The sequence below is a fragment of the Sphaerisporangium rubeum genome (assembly GCF_014207705.1).
Lineage (GTDB): Bacteria > Actinomycetota > Actinomycetes > Streptosporangiales > Streptosporangiaceae > Sphaerisporangium > Sphaerisporangium rubeum.
On record NZ_JACHIU010000001.1, the window covers coordinates 1269422 to 1289469 of the forward strand.

The window sequence follows — 20048 nt, forward strand, 5'->3', positions numbered from 1 at the left end:
TACGAGCCGGTCCGGTGCGGCGGGCGATTCCCCCCGCTGTGTGTGGAGCGGGTGACCCGGTCAGGTGCCGAAGCCGACCGCGAAGGCCTGCCGCAGGTAGCCCCAGACCTGCGTGGTCAGCACACCGCGGGTGGCGGCCTCGGGTCCTTTCCGCTCGATGCGGGCATAGATCGACGACATCATGGCCGGTTCCCCCGCCGCCATGTCCCGAATCACCGCGGCCCATCGCCGTGCCAACTCCTGTACAGCCGAATCGGCCGGGTCCGTTCCACCGTCGATATGCGCCTGGAGCTCGGCGACGATCTCCGTCCCCTGTCGCCGCCATCCAGCGAACCTGTCGGGGAATCCAGGCTCCAGGTGTCGCTCTTTCGCCTGCGCCAACTGCTCGGACGTGAAGTCGTTCGCCTGCACCAGTGCCTCCATGGCGTCAATGAGTTGGTCGATGGACGGCTCGGTGGCCCGCAGGATGACCTGAAGCAATGCCGTGAGCCGGGTACGCAGGTGCCGATGCGTCTCGATGGTTCGCTCGACGTGAGCGAGTTGGGCATGTACGGCCGAACCGAAGTCCTGAAGGTCGCCGTCGAGCGAATCGGCGATATGGGCCAGCGGCATCCCCAACTGGCGTAACGCGAGGATCCGGTACAACCGGCGGACATCGCTGTCCGTGTACAGCCGATACCCGGCGTGCGTTCGCAGCGTCGGCACCAGCAACCCGATCTGATCGAAATGATGCAGAGCTCGGACAGTGAGCCCCGTCACCGCGGCCAGGTCACCGATCTTCCAGGTTCGCTCGTCCATGTGATCACCCGAACAGACGCTATTGCCTGACGCGACGTCAGGCACAAGACCCGTTCTGTCCGCACCTGGTGTCATCAAGGTGATTCCGCGGGCACTTACAGCGGTTCGAATGAGGACAGGTTCGTCTTCCTGGCCGCCGACGGAGCGGCGCGGCCGGCGTCAGTTCGCGGGGGTCGTCCACTCCACGAGCGGCGGGCGGACCGACGCGCACAACGGCTGACGCTTGGCGTCCGTCAGCCCCAGCCGTGCCACCAGAACGCCACCGGCCACGGCCCGCTCCAGCACGTCCGCGGGGATCGCCTCCAGCCACAGCTTCGCCCGCCGGAACATCGAGAACACCCCGGCCTCGTCGACCGTCCCCCACGACAGGTAGACAAACCGGCCACCAGGCCGGCCTTGCACGAACGGGCCACGCAGATCCCAACCGGATTCCGTGCGGATCGCGGTCACCTCCAACTCCCACAAAACCGAGGAGGCATCCGCAGCCGTCAGGCCGAGCATCTCACCGGTGCCACCCCGCCGCTGCACGCCGACATGAATATTGGAGTAACCGGGGAACCCGGGTGCCTGTTCGCACTCCCGGCCTGGCAGTTCGGATCCTTCGATGAAGATCAGCACTCCATCATCATGCACGCCGTCCGTCGACGAGACAGCAGAGTTCGCGCCATACGCGGGAGGATCCGGGGCACCGTGTCGGCGACGCCGGCGGCGGACTCACCCGGCCGCTCAGTCCACCGACGAGGACGTCCAGTGCGTACCCAGGGCCCGTCCGTATGCCGCCTGGCGGATCGACACCAGGGACCCGCCGTCGCAGTGTCACGAGGAATCAGTAGGGCACTTCGTGTAGGGAACATCGCCGAGATCGGGAAAGCCCGGCAGGTCGGCGCTGCTGGAACGGTTCTCCTGTGTGTAGCGGACGGTGAAGAAGACCGGAAGCGGTGCCGGGCAGGGGACGAGGACATCGAAGGTGACCGTCAACCAGGTCGTGGCGCCGGCCGGCAGGAGATGGCCGTCGCCGGTGGCCGGGGGTGACAGCTGACCGCAACCGCCCCACGTCGCGGCCGTCGCGCTGAGCCCGCGAAGAGGGAGGACCGGCAGCACCTGGCGCAGGGTCACGGTGGTCGCCGACTGATTGACGATCTCTATGCCGAGTTGCAATCGGTCCTCAACCTGGACCGAGCAGCGTTTGCTGGTCCAGGTGATCGGCTCGGCGACGGCCGAGGCGGTCGACGACGGCGACGCACCCGGTGCCGGAGTGGCGGCGCGGTTCCCGCTGCCGACCAGGTAGCCCGTCGTAGCGGCCGCGACGACGAGGAGCAGGACAAGACCGGTCGCGATCCTCGGCGGCAGACGTAAAGACCCCACAGGCCCCGACTCGATGACGTCCGCGTCTCCTGGACCGGACCGAACCGACGCACCCGCCGCCTGGGGGTCCGATCTCGGATCAGGCCGGTCGGCATCCCGCGCCTCCATGAATCGATCCTAGGCCGTTCGCCGCCGCGTGGACGACCGTGTCACTTCCCTGAAGCGCGCCCGAACGCCGGCCGACGACTGTGGCCGGCGGCACACCGCCACCGGAATCGAGCCGAACCACGCCAGGCGGCTCGACACCGAGCCTGGTCCGTCCAAGCGGAGGTACCTCGACCTGAGAGGAGACGCTCAATCGGCATGACGTTCAGAAGAAGCGAATCACACAACCCGCGACGCGTCAGTGTCTGGAGCGTCTCACGGCTAAGAGAATGTGCGTCGGCGGGTACTTGAGAAGTTCAGTCACCGAAGGTTTCCTGAGGCCGGGACCTTTCATTGCGGTCGGCGCGAGTCGGGAGAGACCCATGACTGGACAGAGGGAGCACGGTCTGGTTTCCCGCATGGTCGCGGTGCTGGCGTTGCTGGCGATGATGTACGCGGCGGTGGTCGGGGCGGCGCTGGTGGCCGGCGTCAGCTGGCTGCTCGTGGTGCCGGTCGTGGTACTGGTGGTTCTGTCGCAGTGGTGGGCAGCCGACTGGCTCGCACGCGATCTGACCGGAGCTCGGATCGTGTCGGCCCGCGACGAGCCGGGACTGCACGACGTGCTGAACCGTCTGTGCGCGCTGAACGATGTGACCAGGCCACGAGTGGCCGTCAGCCCCGATCCTGTCCCCAACGCGTTCACTCTGGGTCGCTCCGAACGGCACACCACCATCGTGGTGACCCAGGGCCTTCTGGATCTGCTGGAGCCTGACGAGCTCAGCACGGCCCTGGCACACGAAGTCGCGCACATCCGTCACCGAGACGTGGCGATCATGACACTGGCCAGTTCGCTCGCCATCGCCATGACCTGGGGTGCGCGGATCGCTCGCGATTTCGTGCGGAGGAACTCCAAACCGGCCCCTCTTCGCCAGGAACTCCTGGACATTCCTGTCGCGATACTGCTGGCGGTGTCCTATCCGCTGATCATCATGCTCGGACTGTGCAGTCTGCTGGTGCAACTGCCGCTGAGGGCCCTGGGCCGCTACCGGGAACTGGCTGCCGACCATGACGCGGCCGTGCAGACCAGACAGCCCGCGTTGCTGGCCGCGACCCTGCTCAAGATCGGCAACACCGGCATGCCTCGCCGTCCCGATCTGCGCGCCACCTCACGCGTCCCCGTGACCGGCCTCGTCGCGGCCAAGCCCGTCAGCCTGGCCTGGTGGTCCACTCACCCGACGATCACCAAGCGCGTCGACCACCTCACCACGCTGAGCGACACGACCACCCTCTGACATCCCCCAGTGCACGACGGCTCGGCACCGCCGCCAGGCTCCTGGCCACGCTGCTCCTTGAGGCCGTTTCTGGTCTGGACGGGCGGAACTATCAACGTCCGGAGAAGTGCAGCGGGTGACGGGAATCGAACTGCGCTGTCAGCTTGGGAAGCCTTTCAGGATCAAGCTGCCTAAAGCTAAAAAAACGCTGATCTCGGCGTATGCGGGTGGAGTCACCGTGAGTCCCGTTGCTTCCCGCTGATCTCCAACCGAACGGGCACCCAGGCACGCTCTGACCTTCCGATCGCGGCTGGACCGTACAGCCGAACCGCCAGATATTCGGATGGACGCGTTATCCGGAGGTGGCCGAGAATCCAGCAGATGACCCCCATGCCTTTTGTCTTATCGGTGCCGGTGACGTAGACGGGGAGCTCGTCGCCTACCGCACCACCGACGTCTTCGTTCTGCCCGTCCCCTTGGCAGCGAGCAAAGAATCTTGTTCACTTTCTCGTGCTTCCGACTGCACATGTGACAACTCTTAACACTGCCCCTGGCCATCTTATGGCTGAGCTGTTCGATGTGCAGGAATGCGCACGCCGTCTCAATTTGTCCCTGAACACCGTCAAGCGCTCCGTCCGCACCCGTGAGCCCGAGGCCCTGCGCCGCGCTCCGCGCTACCGGCCCACCCTCGTCGATCCCTACCGCGACCACCTGCGCCAGCGGCGCGCCGCCGAGCCGGCCGTCCCCGGTCCTCCGATTGTTCCGTGAGATCCGGGTACACGGGCAGTCTCAACCTGCTCTACCGCTACATCACCCAAGGCCGGGCCGAGGGTGATCGGAGCCCGTCATCACGCCACGCCGTCTGGCCCGGCTCCTGCTCGGATGCACGACTTCCCCAGGTTACACAAGTGTTAATACATAACGTTCCGGTAACCAGGAAAGGGGGTGGCTGAAGTGCACAGATGTGAGGGATGCCAACTCGTTACGGAGCTGAGGGGTGTACGGTCCGACATCGCCGTGTTACAACTCCTGATTAGTTCTCGGAGACAAACAGGGCAGGTGGTGCGGGTGGCGTACAAACCGCCCTTCATCCGTGCCCCGGGCGGCGCTCCGCCGGCGGGTCCCGACATCGCCAGAAGCCTGTCCTCTGGCGACCGGCGCATGATGATGGCGGTGGCACAGGTCGGTGAGTGGCTCGGGCTCGGTGGCTCGATCCTGGCCAACCTGTTCAACCCGCGAGTGATCGTCATCGGACGCTATTTCGCCTCGCTGGCCCCGTGGCTGCTGCCACAAGCACACGACCAACTGCGACGGCTCACGGTAGCCGCTCCAGCGGCCCAGTGCCGATTCGTCGCCTCCACGCTCGGCTTCGGCGCCGCTTCCCGTGGCGCGGCGAGCATGGTGATCAGCCACATCATCGCAGACCCGACCACGATCATGGGTTTACCCAGGCCGGCACCTGACTGACGGCCTCACAGACCTGGAGACGGCACCCTCCAGCAACCGCAATATCCGTTACCACCATGTGGCAATAAGCGCGGCGGCGCGCGCCTTGCCTGACATCCCCCCAGTCAGGAAGGCTTTTCATGTCACCACGTCATCGAACGTGGGCCGGGCTGCTCGACGCAGCCCTGCCAGAAAACGGACGACGCCCGAGACGTCGCATCGCGACCGCGATGGCCTTGGCCCTCATCGCTCCTTTCGTCACGCTCCTCCCGACACCGGTGAGCGTCGAGGCCGCCACGGCGGCTGAGCCCGCTTTCAAGGTGCTCGTGGTGCGCAGCACCCAGGACGCGGTGTCGTCGGCCGGCCTGGCCGCGATCCGGAATGCGGCCAGAACCGATGGTTTCACGGTCGTGGCGCCTGGGCCCGCTGACGTGGGGGACCATTTCACGACGAAGAAGCTGGGGCAGTACCGCGCGGTCGTGTTCTTGGACACGGGTCTCGCGAGCCCGCTCACGGACGCGCAGCGCGCGAACTTCGAGAGCTACTTCCGCAGCGGCGGCGGCTTCGTCGGCGTCGGCTCGGCGGTCGAGACCGACGAGTCCTGGTCGTTCCTGACCGACGTCCTGGGGACGCGTGCGTCCGGCAGGACCGACGTGCAATCGGGCGACGTGAAGGTCGCCGACCGCGTCCACGACGCGAGCAAGGATCTGCCGCAGTTCTGGTCGCGGACCGACAACTGGTACAACTTCACGAAGAACGTCCGCGGCGTGTCACACGTCCTCGCCACCGTCGTCGAGGACCCGTTCGGGCCGCAACCGCAGGGCGCCGACCTCGACGGGATCGCCGGGGGCACGATGGGCGCCGATCACCCGGTCTCGTGGTGCAAGGACTTCCAGGGCGGCCGCTCGTTCTACACCGGCCTGGGCAACACGGCCGCGAGCTTCGACGCCGACCTCACCAAGCACCTCAAGGGCGCGATCGGCTGGGCCGCGGGCCAGGCCGACCCGGTCTACAGCGATTGCGGCGCGACCGTGCTGGCCAACTACCAGCAGACGAAGATCGGCTCGCCGCCGAACCTGCAGGAGCCGATCGGCTTCGACCAGCTGCCGGACGGCCGCGTTCTGCAGACGGACCGCCTCGGCTCGCTGCGCATGCACGACTCGACCACGGGCGTCACCACGGTCGTCGCCAACTTCGCCGACCCGAGCCTGCCGATGACGCAGCAGATCTACTCCGCGGGCGAGGACGGGCTCTATGGCCCGGCGGTCGACGCCAACTTCGCGACCAACAAGTGGGTCTACCTCTACTACTCGGCGAAGGAGGTCACCGACGTCAAGCTGAGCGACGGATCGGTCGTCACCCAGATCACGCCGAACACCAACCCGCCGAACGTGGCGGCGTCCAAGACCGCGTGGGATCCGTACGTGGGCTATTTCCAGCTCAGCCGCTTCAAGTTCGTCGACGCCACCGACAGCACGCCGGCGCACCTCGACATGGGCTCCGAGCAGCAGATCATGCGCGTGCCGGTCAACCGTCAGGAGTGCTGCCACGTCGGGGGCGACATCGACTTCGACAAGCACGGCAACCTCTGGGTGGTCACCGGCGACGACACGCCTGCGGGCGGCATCAACGCCGGCGGCTACGGGCCGTACAACTCGCAGAAGACCGACGAGCAGCAGACCGTGCGCGTCACCAACGCGACGGGCGGCACGTTCACCCTGACCTTCGAGGGCCAGACGACGGAGCCGATCGCGTGGAACGCGGATCGCAATGCGATCGACGCGGCGCTCGAAGCGCTCTCGAACATCGAGGCGGATGAGATCCAGACCAGCGGCGGCCCGGTCAACACGGCGAACGTCAACGTGTTCTTCCGCCGCGGCAAGCAGCAGTCCGATCAGCCGCAGATCACCGCCGACGGCGCCGGCCTGACCGGCACCGCCACGCCGGCGATCGCCACCGGCACGGCGCAGGCGGGCGGCTGGTATCAGCGGCTCACCGGTGACTCGCGCCGCAGCGCGCTGAACACCAACGACCTGCGTGGCAAGGTGCTGCGGATCAAGGTCAAGGACGGCGACATCTCCGCCGCCGACGCCAACAAGGTCGACTTCGGCTCCGGCACGGGCGCCTACTCGATCCCGTCGGGCAACCTGTTCCCGCTGGTCGCGGGCGCGCCGCAGGACAAGACGCGGCCGGAGGTCTACGCGATGGGTCTCCGCAACCCGTTCCGGATCCAGGTCGACGAGAACGACGTGGCCTACATCGGCGACTACTCGCCCGACGCCCAGACACCGCAGCGCTCGCGCGGCCCGTCGGGCACCGGCCGCTACCAGATCGTGCGCAAGCCGTCCAACTACGGCTGGCCGACGTGCTACAAGCGCGACCTCGCGTACTACGAGTGGAACTTCCACGAGTTCGCGCCCGGCACCACCACCGCGGGCACGCCGCTGAACAACCCGCCTCAGAAGTTCGACTGCGACGGGCCGACGCAGCGCAACGACTCGCTGTGGAACATTGAGGGCGGTCCGACGGTCGAGCCGGGCCTGAGGGACGTCCCACCGGTCACCGACCCGGACATCTGGTACTCCTACCGCGACAACAACACGAACACGCCGCTCGGCACCCCGTGCGAGGCCTACTACGCGCCGACCCCGGGCCCGATCGCGCCAGGCTCGACGACCGAATGCCCGCGCCTGTTCCCCGAGCTCTTCACCGGCGGCGTCGGTCCGCACGGGGTCGCGAAGTACCACTACGACGCGAAGAACCCGAACCCCAACAAGTTCCCGCCGTACTACGACGACTCGGTGATCATCAGCGAGTGGACGCAGGACACGCTGCGCGAGGTCAAGCTCGACAAGCAGAACAACCACGTCCAGAAGATCAACAACTTCCTGGATTGCGGCAGCCGTGCGAACGCCGGGGCAGGCAGGTTCCGGTTCGAGTGCGACAACCCGATGGACTTGCAGTTCGGTTCTGACGGCGCGTTCTACCTGCTGACCTACGGCAACGGGTTCAACGTCATCAGCCCCGACGCGGGCATGTACAAGTGGGAGTACGTCAAGGGCAAGCGCGCGCCGAAGGCCGTGCTCACCACGGACCGCACCGATGGCTCAACGCCGCTGACCGTGAACTTCTCCAGCGCCGGCTCGCTGGATGAGGATCCCGGCGACTCGATCCGCTACGAGTGGAACTTCGGCGACGGCTCGGCGATCGAGACCGACCCGAACCCGACCCACACCTACACGCGGTCCGGCCGCTACACGGCCGTGCTGACCGTGTTCGACTCGTCCGGCAAGCAAACCTCGACCAGCACCGTGATCACCGTGGGCAACACGAGCCCGACGGTGGTCGTCAATACGCCGGTGGAGGGCGGGACGTTCGCGTTCGGCGACGACATCCCGTTCTCGGTCACGGTCACCGACCCCGAGGACGGGACGGTGAATTGCTCCGAGGTGCAGGTGACGTTCGTGCTCGCCCACGACGAGCACGGCCACGCCGAGGAGTCCGTCAACGGCTGCTCGGGTGTGCTCCACACGATCGCCGACGACGTCTCACACGGCGGCAACGTCTCCGGCGTGGTCCAGGCGCGCTACACCGACCACGGCGGTCCGGGCGGCGTCCCACAGCTGACCACGACCGGCCAGCACCAGATCCGCCAGAAGCACCAGGAGGTGGAGTTCGTCGTCAACCAGTCCGGCACCAACACGGCGACCAACACCGACGGCGGCGCCGGCGTGCACCGCGGCAGCCTGGGCTCGGGCGACTGGCTCCAGCTCAACGGCCCATTCAACCTGACCAACATCGATTCGATCACGTTCCGCGTCGCGGACGCCGCGGCCGGCCGCACACCCGGGTCGCCGCTGGCGGCAATCGAGGTCCGTCAGGACTCGATCACCGGGCCGATCCTGACGACGGCCAACCTCGTGTCCACCGGTGGGACGGGAACCTGGACGAGCCAGACGTTCCCGGTCTCGATGTCCGGGACGCATGAGCTGTTCCTGGTGTTCCGCTCGGTCACGGGTGGCGCCACGGGCGGCAACCTGTTCAACCTCAACTGGGCCGAGTTCGTCGGCACAGGCATCGGCACCTAGCGAACCCGCTCGTACAGCGGCAAGAAAGAGAAGACACTCATGCGGAGAATATTTCGCACATCGGCAGTGGCCGCCTGCGTGACGGCGGTCGCACTCATCCCCGCGGCACCGTCGTGGGCAGCTGAGACGACACCGCCGACGATCAACGTGGCGACGCTGTCGCCCTCTGCGCCGACCGGCCAGAACAACTGGTACCTCGGCTCGGTGACGCTGAACATGTCGGCGACCGACGACACCGGCATCGCAAAGTTCCAGTACTCGCTCAACGGCGGCGCCGCCTACATCGACGTGCCCGTCGAGGGGGCGCCGGCGTCGGCCACGGGGTCGGCGGTGATCACGCAGGAGGGCAACACCAACGTCCGGTACCGCGCGGTCGACACGTCCGGAAACGTCGCGGCGTTCCGCTCGATCGCGGTCCGGATCGACACGCGCGCGCCGGCCGCATCATACCCGGCGATCACTGACGGTCACGTCGGTCACGTCGCCACACTTATCCCGACGCGCACGGACCCCACCCCCGGCTCGGGCGGAGTGGCTGTGCTGAACATGTACCTCGACGGCAAGCTGGTCCCGCCGTTGCCGGTGCAGACCTCCGACCTGTCGCTCGGCGTGCACACGCTCGCGGTGCACCTCTCTGACGCTGCTTCCAACAGCGCGAAGTACACGCAGACGTTCATCGTGACGACATCGTTCGCGGACATCGGCACGCTGATCACCCGGTTCGTGACCGCCGGCACCGTCCCGGCGGAGGTCGGCGCGGCGCTCCAAGCCAAGCTCGACCAGGCGAAGGCGCTCGCCGACGCCGGTTCGGCCAAGCAGTCGAGCCAGGTCCTGAACGAGTTCGTCTCGATCGCCAACGACCAGATCAAGCCCGGCTCGGCCCGCAGCACACTCGTGGGCGATGCGCGTTACCTGATCGACCAGCTCAAGGGACGGCTCGCGCCGGAGCCCGCGACGGGCCTCGCGTCCGAGCCCGCGGAGGGCCCGAAGTTCATCCCGGACCCGGTGCTCGCCCCGCTCCCGCACAACCCGGACGCCGACTACAACGTCCTGGTCTTCTCCAAGACGACGGGTTTCCGGCACGACCACATCCCGCACACCGTGGCCGCGATCCAGAAGCTCGGCACCGAGCACAACTTCAACGTCGACGTCTACGACCCGCAACTCCCGACCGTCACGCTGCCCACGAGCCCGTTCCTGAGCCTCGACACGCTCAAGCAGTACGACACGATCGTCTTCGAGTCCAACGTCGGGCACCCCGGCCCGCTCAACGCGACCACCGAGCAGCCGAACTTCGAGGCCTACATGAGCCAGGGAGGTGGCTATGTCGGCATCCACGGCGCCGCCGACTCGTTCGAGCTCCGCACCTGGCCGTGGTACGGCAACCTCGTCGGTGGGTTCTTCACCAACCATCCGAACGGCCAGAACGGGTTCGGCCAGTGCGGCAGCTGCATCCACACCGAGGTGGTGACCGAGGACAACACGCACCCGGCGACCGCGCATCTCCCTGCCAAGTGGCTGACGGTCGACGAGCTCTACAACTTCGACCGCAACATGCGGGCCGACGTGCACACGCTGCTGAGCCTCAACGAGGACAGCTACCAGCGCAGCCTCAACAGCGGTAACGCGGCAACCAACCCGCTGCGGCTGATGAACGGAGACCACCCGATCGCGTGGTGCCAGAACTGGGGCGGTGGCAAGGCGTTCTCGAACATCCTCGGCCACTTCCGTACTCAGTACTACGACGACTCGTTCATGCGGATCATCTTCGGCGGGATCGAGACGACCGCCGACCGCAAGGGCGCCAACTGCTCGTCCTACCGCGAGACCAGCCTGCTGATCGAGGCCGACCGAGCGGCCGGGCTGCTGACCGCGGACGCCGCGGACGCCGCCGATGCCGCCCTGGACATCGCGCGGGACAGCTACCTGGCTCGCAACTACACCACCGCCATCCCGGCGCTGAACTCGATCGTCGACCTGGCTAACGACACGGCCTCCGGCGACGCTGCGGCGCGTTCCGAGCTCGCGCGGCAGGCGCGCGCGCTGCGGGAGTGGATGCAGAACCTCAACCGCAGATAGTGATGATGTAAGTGAGCGTCTCCCGGTGGGGTCTGACCCAACCGCTGACTGACCGCAGGGTCTTCAACGGGATATGTCGGCCCTGGCCGGGAGGCGCTCACCTGCACTCACCGGACGCGGCGCGTGACCTTATAGGGTTCGGGCGCCTGGTGCGGGTCGGGATCGAGGGCACCGGCGTCTACGGGGACCGGCCTGGCCCGGCTGCTGCGCGACAGGGACATGGAGGTGATCGAACTCGACCGGCCCGACCGCAAGACCGCCGGTTCCAGGCCAAGTCCGACCCGATCGACGCCATCCAGGCCGCCAAGACCACTCTGGCGGGCGAGCGGACCGGCGCCTGAGGAGACCGATCGACTCTCGGTAATCGGAACTCATCGTTGCGGAGGATGAGGAGTAGGATAGAGAGTATGAGCGAGCCTACCGGTAAGTATTCGATCACCATGCCACGTGGCATCGCCGAGGCCGCCCGAGCCCGGAGTGGCCCTTCCGGCCTGTCCGCTTACGTCGCCGCAGCCGTCGCGCGCCAGATCGAGCGCGACAACCTCAGCGAACTCATCCAGGTCGCCGAGGCCGAGCACGGCCCCGTCACCGACGACGAGATACAGGCCCTACGTGACCAACTCCACCAGGCCCGGCAGGGACAGGCCAACGGTGGGGCGGCTGCGTGACCCGTTCTCCCGCTGTTCCGGCTGGCACCCTCGTCCTCGACAGCGAGGGTCTGGCCAAGGCCGTCCTCCGCGACCGTACGGTCACCACTTGGCTTTCTCTCGCCCGTGCCGACGACCTCCGCGTGGTGACCTCTGCTGCCACTCTCGTCGAGGTGGTCCACCCTCACGTCAACCGGCCGGCCCTGGAGTGGACGCTGTCCCGCCTTGTCATCGAGCCGGTCAGCGAACCAATCGCCCGCCACGCCGCCACACTCTTGTCCAACGCAGGCCTGCACGGCCACAAGTACGCCATCGATGCCATGCTCAGCGCCACGGCCCTCGCCGCCCCAGGCCCCGTCACCGTCCTCACTTCCGACCCCGAGGACCTCGCTGCCCTGTGCGGTATGCGCGTCACTGTCATCAAGGTTTGAGTGATGGCCTGTCCTGCAGGTCTCCGGCAGGGTGATCAGGACTCAGAAATGGTACGCAGAGATCACTAACATCGGTAGACATCAAAGCCCAGGTACCGAATCCATCGGTCTACCTGGGCTTTCGCTGTGAGAGCGGGTGACGGGAATCGAACCCGCGCTGTCAGCTTGGGAAGCCTCCATGGATCATTCCTCCCGGCCTGGCGAAGCTGAGGCCTGCGCCATCAGGCAGACTTCCCCGCGACTCCTTGTCGTTCCCTTTTGATCACCACTCGGTCGAGTACGCAACGGGCACGGCAACCAAGTGGCAGACGTCTTCCCTGTCAGGACTGCTAGCTTCTTGGCCCGCGACGATGGCCGACGGCTGCGATCGTAAGCGGTTGTGTATGGCTGTTGCAGTATCTGCCCGATCCTCCCCGTTTTCCTTGTAGTTGCCGCCCTCAGGGCGAGGCCGTCGTATCTAGGGTCAACGAAGTCGATCACGGAGCGACGCCGCAGGCACCCTTGACTCGGTGGCCTCGACCGGGACACTTGACCAGCCATGCGGACACGATCCGTGGCTGACCGATGGTCTGGCCGCCCATCGTGCCTGCTCGCCTGGAGTCATTGGTTGCCGATGAGTTCCGGCAACGCGGCATGATCGGGAGTTCTGCGGATGTCTGCGACGCCGCTCTGTTGCGACGCGCTGTGGGGGATCGTCGCGACCCGGTGATCGGTGTGGATTGTCCCGATCACCGGGTCTCTTCATGCGACATCGCTCTATGGGACGGGGCCGACCGGTACGCGACCGGCCCCGGTTCAGTAGCGGGCCGGTCGGGTCAGGCGCAGTTGATGGCGGTGTAGGAGGGGTTGTAGGTCGAGGTGACCTGCCGGCCATCGATCGTCGCGGTCGCCGTCACGGTCGCACTGCCCGTGGCGATCTGCCCGGCCCTGGTGTTGAAGGACTGGTAGGCCTGCTTGCCTTGGGCGACGTCGGCCACGGCCTTCGAACCGTAGGGGGTGGTCAGCGTCACGTTCACCGGCACGGCGGCGTCGTTGACCGCGGTCACGGCCACGTACGCCGTGGTGCCCACGCAGCGGGCGGTGGCAGTCACGGTCAGCGCGAGCTCCGGAGCCCCCGGCACCGTGAACGACGCCGCAGCTTCCGACGCCTTCAGATAGTCGAAGCCGAGGTACTCGGCCTTGACCGTCCGGGTACCCGCAGGCAGACCCTCCGGCAGCGTGACCGTGGCCGCGCCGTCCTTCAGGTGGGCGAGCTCCGACCACGAGCCGACGCTGAACCGCACCTGACCGCCGGTCTCGAACCCGTCAGCGGCCTCGACGGTGGCGGTGGCCGTGGTCGTCTGGGCCCCGCTCGCGTACGGCTCGACAGCCACCTTGGTGGTGGTCGTGACGTCACTGTTCGGGATCCCGCGGATGTCGTTCCACTCACGGACGGTGAGCGGGATCACGGTGCCGTGACGCGGACGGACGACGCCCGCGTTGGTCATCGTGAGCGGCTTGGCGTTCCAGGTCGGAGCCTCGATGTTCTCGTGGCACGCGGCCTGGTACCCCCCACCGTTGGTGTACCGGTCACCCCAGAGGTAGAACTGGCCGGGGCAGGAGGTGTCACCGGGGTTGGCCTTGAAGACGACCGGCCCCTCGTACCCCTGGTTGGCGACCCACGTCGTGCGCCCCAGAGCCGGAGCGAGCAACGTCCAGTTGTTGATGTTGCTGTCCAGGAAGTCGGTGTGCTTCTCCGAGAAGATGTCCGAACCCTGGTTGCCGGCCTCGTTCTTGGTCACACGGTAGTAGTGGTCACCGACCCGGATCGCGGTCGTGTCGATCCGCGACAGCGGGGCCGGGTCCTGCCAGACCTTGGGAGCGGAGAACGTCTGGAAGTCGCGCGTCGTGGCGTACCACATCTGCGCGTTCCCCTGACCGGTGCGGTTCACGGGGTCGTTCCACAGCGACTGCGCCCAGAACACGGCGTAGGCGCCGATCTCCTCGACCCACAGTGACTCGGGTGCGAAGGCGTTGCCCGCGTTGTCGGGCGCGACCTTCACGTGCCGCTGAGGAGTCCAGTTGACCAGGTCGTGCGACTCGAACACCTCGATGTACTGGGTGTCGTTGATCGCGTATCCGCCCTGGTCGTACCAGTTCAGGTCGGTGGCGATCATGTAGAACGTGTCGCCGTCGGGCGAGCGGACGATGTGCGGGTCACGAAGCCCCTGGTCACCCAGCTGGGAGACGAGCGACGGCCAGCCCCCGGTCAGACCGGTCCAGTCCAGAGCGGTGTTTCCGTTGGACGTCGCGAACATGATCTGCTCGCCGTCGGCGATCCCCTCGCCCTTGAAGTACCCCATGAAGTACCGCTCGTGCTTCTCGGAACGGGGCTTCGCGGTGATGGTCACCGGGAACGACTTCGTCTTCGAGGCCGAACCCTTGGTGACGGTCGCCGTCAGGGTGGCGGTGACATCCGCACGGCCGAAGGCCGGGCGGGTCACCTCACCCGTCGGGGTGACGAGGTCGGTGGTCGACTTCCAGGTGATCGTGGATCCGAACTTGCCGCCGGCCGGAAGGTCGATGTTTCCGCGCACGTCGTCGGTGGCGTACAGGGCCAGGTCGAACGCGTCACGGTCGACCGCCTGCGCGTCGTCGAACTCGGCCTTCACCACAATGGGGATCTCCCGTGTGGTGACCTCTTGGGCGCCCTTGCGGACGGTCGCCGTGAGCGTGGCCGTCGCGTCGGGTTGCCCCTGCGCGGGTCGGGTGATCTTGCCGGTCACCGCGACCTTGCGTGCGCTGGGGACGGCCGGCGGGGTGTAGACCTCGACGACCGACGGGTCCGAACTCGTCCACGTGATGGTCGAGCCCGCCACGGAGCCCACCTTGGGCAGAACGATGTCGCGTACGATCGCACTGGTCAGGCCGAGGTCGATGGCGGCGGCGTCGGCGCTGACGCCATTGGAGACGGTCTCTTTCGCCAGGGCGAGTGTCTCTTCGGGACTCACTGCCCTGTCGTAGACCCGGAAGTCCCGGAGCGTTCCGCGGAATGAGTAGTGGCCCGACGTCTGCGAGCGAGCGAGGAAGTTACAGTTGGTCCCCGCGGCGTTCACCGACGGCGGCGTGGTCAGGTTCGTTGACGTCGCGTGCTGCACGCCGTCGAGGTAAAGCGTGCCGGTCCAGCTCGTGCCGTTCGCGTTCAGGGACTGGGTGTAGGTGACGTGCGTCCAGGCTCCCTCGGTCATGCGGACCCGGTTCTGCTGGAGGTTCGCCGAGCCCACCGCGACGCGGAACCGCTGGGTGTTCGACGCGAAGATGGAGCCCTGGGCGCCGGTGTCGACGTCGCACGAGCCGGACTTCCTGCCGAAGCCCCACATCTGGTGCTCGCCGACGTTCGCCGGATCGATCCACACGTCATAGTCGACCGTGAGGTTCGACATGCCGGCGGTGATGTCCTTCGGCAGCGCCACGTACGCACCGTCGAGGGCGCTCGCGTAGGAGTCGGGGTTGAACCTGACTCCGTTGCCGGTCAAGGTCGCCTTCTCCGGATTGACGAGCGTGGCGTTCGCCGCCGAGCCCGCGCTACCCGAGTTGACCAGCGTCGTCCCATTGGTCTCGTCGAGGACGAAGTGGTGCACCAGCCCCTCGTTGAGCTGCTCGTCGGCAGCGTGCGAGGGCGTCGCCGCCAACGAGACGGAGAGAAGCACGGCCAGGCCCGCGACACCTCTCCCCTTCCGGGTGAGCCGGTGGCGCGACCTTTGCTGTCGCGATCTCACTTGATCCTCCTTACTCCGGTCGCTGTGGACGCGTGGGGCACGGCCCCGTTCGGGGCGGGGGCGACCGCACTCGCGGGAGAGGCGAAGCCCGAATGGATGGTCAGCGCGCCGGCGAGGCCCAGCGTGATCAGGCCTGGTTGAGCGCTCCGACGAGACGAGGGCAGCACAGACAAAGGTCCACCTCGCTGTGAGATGTGGGGGGATGGTGCGAACTGGGGGGGACGGGGCTATATATCACAAATGTCCGGGTCTTGAATGCAGACACTAACCGCCAGTCCCGGCGAAAGATAGCCTCAATTGCACCCGAGATTTTGCGTGAACCGACGAAAGTTATGCGAGCCCTGGATGAAAGTCTCGTCCTTGTCAGCACTCCGCAAGCATCAAAGCGACCATAGGGACGGGAATTACCAGGTCACGTGGGGTTCTTACCGTCGGTGCCGGCCGCCTGCTGCCCGCCGCATCACCCGCCCAGGCCGACCCAGACGGGCGGAGCGGCGTCGGACGACCACGGCAAGCAGGGGACCGCCAGCACATCGAGGAATGCGACCTCCACCGCGACGACGTGCCGTTTCACGTCAAGTACGCCCGCACGTGGTTCGATAGCGGCTCCGTTACTTGACTGCCGGCGTCCGGTCGGGGTGCTGAGCGTGGTAGATGGCTTCGTCCTCGCTGAAGGAAATGCTTCGATCGCGCTATGAAGCCGCTGGTTGTTGAACCAGTCGACCCATTCGGACGACCCCCGCGAAGGCCATCACCTGCCGACCGCTCGCTCGGGCGCCGCCGTCCACGGACGGAGCTTGTCGGGATTGCGTACCCCCCAGATGCGCTTGATCTGGTCGCCCTCGACCTCGAACGCCGCGACCGTCACGATGATCGAAGCCCAGATCATCAGAGGAGAGTGGACCGACCCCGACCGAGGCAAGGTCAAGGTGAAGGACTACGCCGAGACGTGGATCTCTCAACGTCCCGGGCTTCGTCCCCGCACTGTTGATCTTTATAGATGGTTGCTCAAGAAGCACATCACGCACTCGCTCGGGAATGTCGCGGTCGGCAAGCTGTCCACGGCGATGGTCCGGCAGCGGCGGGCTGATCTTCTCGGCAACGGTGTCTCGATCAGTGTGGCGGCCAAGGCGTACCGCCTGCTCCGGGCCGTTCTCATGAAGGCCGCTGAAGAAGACCACCTCATCCAGCGCAACCCGTGCCGGATCCGCGGGGCCGGCGACGAGCAGGCCGGAGAGCGCCCCGTGCTCACGGTCGACCAAGTCCTCGATCTCGCCGATCGGGTGGGCCGTCGTCCGATCGGCAACGTACGCAAGCTCAGCACCAGCTCTTACCGTCTCCGATACCAGCGGAACGGCGAGATGCGTACGCATCCCGAGACCTTCGCCACGCGAGGTGCGGCGGATGGTGCGCTGTGGAAGTTGGGCAAGGACGGCCGGGCCGGCTGCACGCAGGATCGACGGTTCCGCGCCTTGGTGCTCCTCGCCACCTTCGCCAGCCTGCGATGGGGAGAGGTGGGGCCTTTCCCCCTGAACGTGGACACCTTGGAGACTGGATCTTGAGGTCCAGGGGAAGAGATGTCTCTGATGGTGATGAAGAACTATCCGGCCGAGTTCAAGGCCGACGCGGTGGCGCTGGTGCTGTCGAGGCCGGACCGGACGATCACGTCGATCGCGCGGGATCTGGGGGTCAGCCGCGAGACGCTGCGGGTGTGGGTACGCGCCGCGCAGGCTCGGGGTGAAGGCGGGCAACGAGCGGCCGGCGGGGGCAGGACCGGCAAGGACACGCCGGCCGGGCACCTACCCTCGGACGACGTGCTGGAACAGGAGAACAAGCAGCTCAAGGCGCGGATCCGGGAGCTGGAGCAAGAGCGGGACATTCTGCGTAAGGCGGCCAAGCTTTTCGCGGGCGAGACGAACTGGTGAACCGCTTCCAGTTCGTTGAGGATCACAAGGCGCTCTACGGGGTGAAGCGGTTGTGCCGGGTGCTGCAGGTGTCACGCTCGGGCTTCTACCGATGGTTGAAGGGCGCCGCGGCGCGGCTGGCCCGCCGCCAGGCCGATGAGCAGCTGGCCGAGCAGGTACGCAGGATTCATGCCGAGCATGACGGCACCTACGGCTCGCCTCGGATGACGGCCGAGTTGCGTGCGGCCGGGATCGTGGTCAACCACAAGCGGGTGGAACGGGTGATGCGCGAGCACGGCATCGCCGGGCTGCGTCTGCGCAGAAAGGTCCGCACCACCATCCCGGAGCCGGATGCGGCACCCGTGCCGGACCTGATCCAGCGCGACTTCTCCGCCGGGCTGCCGAACACCCGCTACGTCGGCGACATCACCTACCTGCCCGTCGGTGGCGGCCGGTTCCTCTACCTGGCTACCGTGGTGGACTTGTGCTCACGCCGGCTGGCGGGCTGGTCGATCGCCGATCACATGCGCACCGAGCTTGTCGTGGACGCGCTGCAGGCCGCGGCGCACACCCGGGGCGGCCGTCTGGACGGCGCGGTGTTCCACAGCGACAACGGGGCACAGTACTGCTCGCGGGAGTTCGCGCGGGTCTGCAGCCGGCTCGGCGTCACCCGCTCGCGCGGCGCGGCCGGGACCAGCGCCGACAACGCCGCCGCCGAGTCCTTCAACGCGAGTCTGAAACGCGAGACGTTGCAGGGCGCGCACCACTGGCCCGACGCCCGCACCGCCCGCCTGGCCGTCTTCCGCTGGATCACCCGCTACAACACCGTCCGGCGGCATTCCAAACTCGGCCAGCTCAGCCCGATCGCCTACGAGAAGACGCCAGATAACCTGAAGCCTGCCGCCTGAAATCGGTGTTCACGTTCATGGGGGAAGCCCCGTGAGCGCACGTCGTGGTACGGATGTCGATCTCGACGCCGGGACGGTTCGCATCCGGGCGGCCTTCATCGAGCGTTCGACGGGCGGGCTCGTTCTGGGTCCTCCCAAGTCCAAGGCCGGCCGTCGCACTGTGGGCATCCCTAAGGCGATCGTTCCGGCGCTGCGCGATCATCTGAAGATCTACGTCAAGGACGGACCCGACGCGCTGATGTTCCCGGGAGCGAAGGGCGGTCCGCTGCGCCAAGTCCGGCTGGACGATCAACGGGCACATGGGGCCCCGCGTGCATGCACAGTTCCTTGATCTGGCGGTCGAGGAGTTCGAACGTGTAGACCTGCTGCCAGCCGATGTCAGGAGGATGGCAGAGCTTGTCCGCATCTGTCAGGATGCTCGGCTTGATCCAGCTGATGTGTCAGTGGTTGCCATCGCAGAACGCTTGAACGTTACCCACATCGCGACACTGGACCGACGTGACTTCACGCTGATCCGGCCTCGACATGTGTCAGCGCTGACGCTTCTACCTGAAGCGCTCGGCTGACCTGGGCTTTCGTACGTGGAGCGGGTGACGGGAATCGAACCCGCGCTGTCAGCTTGGGAAGTACATCGATCACGGCAAGTAGGGCCGCTGACCTGGTTCGGAAACCTGCCCTGAGTGATCGTGTTGCCCCCTCGTCACCCTGGCTAATGGCCCGCGAATAGCCCGAGGGGGGATCGCCCGTGGCTGTGCTTGCTGTGAAGTGCCTACGATCTTCTAGCGCTCGATCGTCCATCCTCGGTCTACGGTCTGGAGCAGTCGGCGAATCAGCTTGCGCGCATTCGTGTCCTGCTCTGCGATCGCGCGTAGGGTGCCGGCTGCTCGTTCGATCCGCTGGACGATGGCGGGGATGACCTCAACCTGATGTCCGTTCTGATCTATGTACGACTCGAAGCCTGGTTCAGGTTGGAAGCATCCCCACCAATCCAGCAGGATGCACAACGCAACATGCCTTGGTGGGCCAGGACACGTGGCGATGATGTGCAGCAATACGTTCGTGCCCGCAACAGCGGCTGGGTAGAGCGTCCCAGCGTGATCGTTGCCTACGGCTGAGCGGACACCACTTCCTTGATCCCCGTCGGTTTGTGTGGTCCGCATCAAGATCGTGAAGGCGTCCACGACGTTGCGAGGCTGGTACCACTCGGGACCAGGAATTGCAGGCCAGTCAACAGATCCAGGCTCCATAGCGGCTAGCGTACGAAGTCAT

Annotated in this window: 15 protein-coding genes and 1 pseudogene; 12 read left to right on the forward strand and 4 right to left on the reverse strand. The window is 66.6% G+C overall.

Going from position 1 to position 20048, the window contains the following annotated elements; translation table 11 throughout:
* Positions 1-60: 60 nt before the first annotated feature.
* From BJ992_RS05370 to BJ992_RS05380, 3 genes are all read right to left on the reverse strand, one after another.
* A complete protein-coding gene (locus BJ992_RS05370) occupies positions 61-798 on the reverse strand; it encodes a MerR family transcriptional regulator (protein ID WP_184978821.1) in 738 nt (245 codons plus the stop codon).
* 159 nt (positions 799-957) lie between these two features.
* Positions 958-1416 (reverse strand): DUF5990 family protein, encoded by a 459-nt coding sequence (locus BJ992_RS05375; RefSeq protein ID WP_184978822.1) that lies wholly within the window; start codon positions 1414-1416, stop codon positions 958-960.
* 198 nt (positions 1417-1614) lie between these two features.
* Positions 1615-2163 (reverse strand): hypothetical protein, encoded by a 549-nt coding sequence (locus BJ992_RS05380; RefSeq protein ID WP_184978823.1) that lies wholly within the window; start codon positions 2161-2163, stop codon positions 1615-1617.
* A 467-nt stretch (positions 2164-2630) separates the two neighbouring features.
* Here BJ992_RS05380 and BJ992_RS05385 point away from each other — a divergent pair, with 467 nt between their 5' ends.
* The 7 genes and pseudogenes from BJ992_RS05385 (at position 2631) to BJ992_RS05415 (ending at position 12209) form a co-directional block, all read left to right on the forward strand.
* Complete coding sequence (locus BJ992_RS05385) at positions 2631-3539, forward strand: M48 family metalloprotease (protein ID WP_184978824.1); 909 nt, start codon at positions 2631-2633, stop codon at positions 3537-3539.
* A gap of 564 nt (positions 3540-4103) precedes the next feature.
* A pseudogene (locus BJ992_RS32575) lies at positions 4104-4398 on the forward strand (ISL3 family transposase); the annotation flags it as partial.
* Between the two features lie 188 nt (positions 4399-4586).
* On the forward strand, positions 4587-4985 hold the full coding sequence (locus tag BJ992_RS05395) for an ROK family protein (protein ID WP_184978826.1): 399 nt from the start codon (positions 4587-4589) through the stop codon (positions 4983-4985).
* 257 nt (positions 4986-5242) lie between these two features.
* Positions 5243-9052, forward strand: a complete 3810-nt coding sequence (locus BJ992_RS05400; RefSeq protein WP_184978827.1) for a ThuA domain-containing protein — start codon at positions 5243-5245, stop codon at positions 9050-9052.
* 147 nt (positions 9053-9199) lie between these two features.
* A complete protein-coding gene (locus BJ992_RS05405; protein ID WP_184978828.1) occupies positions 9200-11131 on the forward strand; it encodes a ThuA domain-containing protein in 1932 nt (643 codons plus the stop codon).
* A gap of 407 nt (positions 11132-11538) precedes the next feature.
* The gene (locus tag BJ992_RS05410; RefSeq protein WP_184978829.1) at positions 11539-11799 is read left to right on the forward strand and encodes a CopG family transcriptional regulator; all 261 of its coding nucleotides are present in this window, start codon (positions 11539-11541) and stop codon (positions 11797-11799) included.
* Complete coding sequence (locus tag BJ992_RS05415; RefSeq protein ID WP_184978830.1) at positions 11796-12209, forward strand: PIN domain-containing protein; 414 nt, start codon at positions 11796-11798, stop codon at positions 12207-12209. Before BJ992_RS05410 ends, BJ992_RS05415 begins: the two co-directional genes overlap by 4 nt.
* A gap of 815 nt (positions 12210-13024) precedes the next feature.
* Here the strand turns inward: BJ992_RS05415 and BJ992_RS05420 are convergent.
* On the reverse strand, positions 13025-15880 hold the full coding sequence (locus tag BJ992_RS05420; RefSeq protein ID WP_184978831.1) for an immunoglobulin-like domain-containing protein: 2856 nt from the start codon (positions 15878-15880) through the stop codon (positions 13025-13027).
* A gap of 797 nt (positions 15881-16677) precedes the next feature.
* On the opposite strand from BJ992_RS05420, the gene BJ992_RS05425 reads away from it, so the two are divergent.
* From BJ992_RS05425 to BJ992_RS05445, 5 genes are all read left to right on the forward strand, one after another.
* A complete protein-coding gene (locus BJ992_RS05425; protein WP_184978832.1) occupies positions 16678-17529 on the forward strand; it encodes a hypothetical protein in 852 nt (283 codons plus the stop codon).
* A gap of 24 nt (positions 17530-17553) precedes the next feature.
* Positions 17554-18779 (forward strand): IS3 family transposase gene (locus BJ992_RS05430; protein WP_184987567.1). Its coding sequence is split into 2 segments (ribosomal slippage): positions 17554-17866 and positions 17866-18779, totalling 1227 coding nucleotides; the frame shifts between segments, so codons are not numbered across the junction.
* 31 nt (positions 18780-18810) lie between these two features.
* Positions 18811-19110 carry a site-specific integrase gene (locus BJ992_RS05435; RefSeq protein WP_184978833.1) on the forward strand — a complete coding sequence of 100 codons (300 nt, stop codon included), beginning with the start codon at positions 18811-18813 and terminating at the stop codon, positions 19108-19110.
* Complete coding sequence (locus BJ992_RS05440) at positions 19091-19345, forward strand: PIN domain-containing protein (protein WP_221474700.1); 255 nt, start codon at positions 19091-19093, stop codon at positions 19343-19345. The genes BJ992_RS05435 and BJ992_RS05440 overlap by 20 nt, the downstream gene beginning before the upstream one ends.
* Positions 19346-19705: 360 nt before the next feature.
* Positions 19706-19894, forward strand: a complete 189-nt coding sequence (locus BJ992_RS05445) for a hypothetical protein (protein ID WP_184978835.1) — start codon at positions 19706-19708, stop codon at positions 19892-19894.
* Positions 19895-20048: the final 154 nt, after the last annotated feature.

Coding starts and splice junctions, on each gene's coding strand:
- BJ992_RS05410 (WP_184978829.1), top strand. CDS start 11,539: ATGAGCGAGCCTACCGGTAAGTATTCGATCACCATGCCACGTGGCATC.
- BJ992_RS05385 (WP_184978824.1), top strand. CDS start 2,631: ATGACTGGACAGAGGGAGCACGGTCTGGTTTCCCGCATGGTCGCGGTG.
- BJ992_RS05445 (WP_184978835.1), top strand. CDS start 19,706: ATGTCCGTTCTGATCTATGTACGACTCGAAGCCTGGTTCAGGTTGGAA.
- BJ992_RS05370 (WP_184978821.1), bottom strand. CDS start 798: ATGGACGAGCGAACCTGGAAGATCGGTGACCTGGCCGCGGTGACGGGG.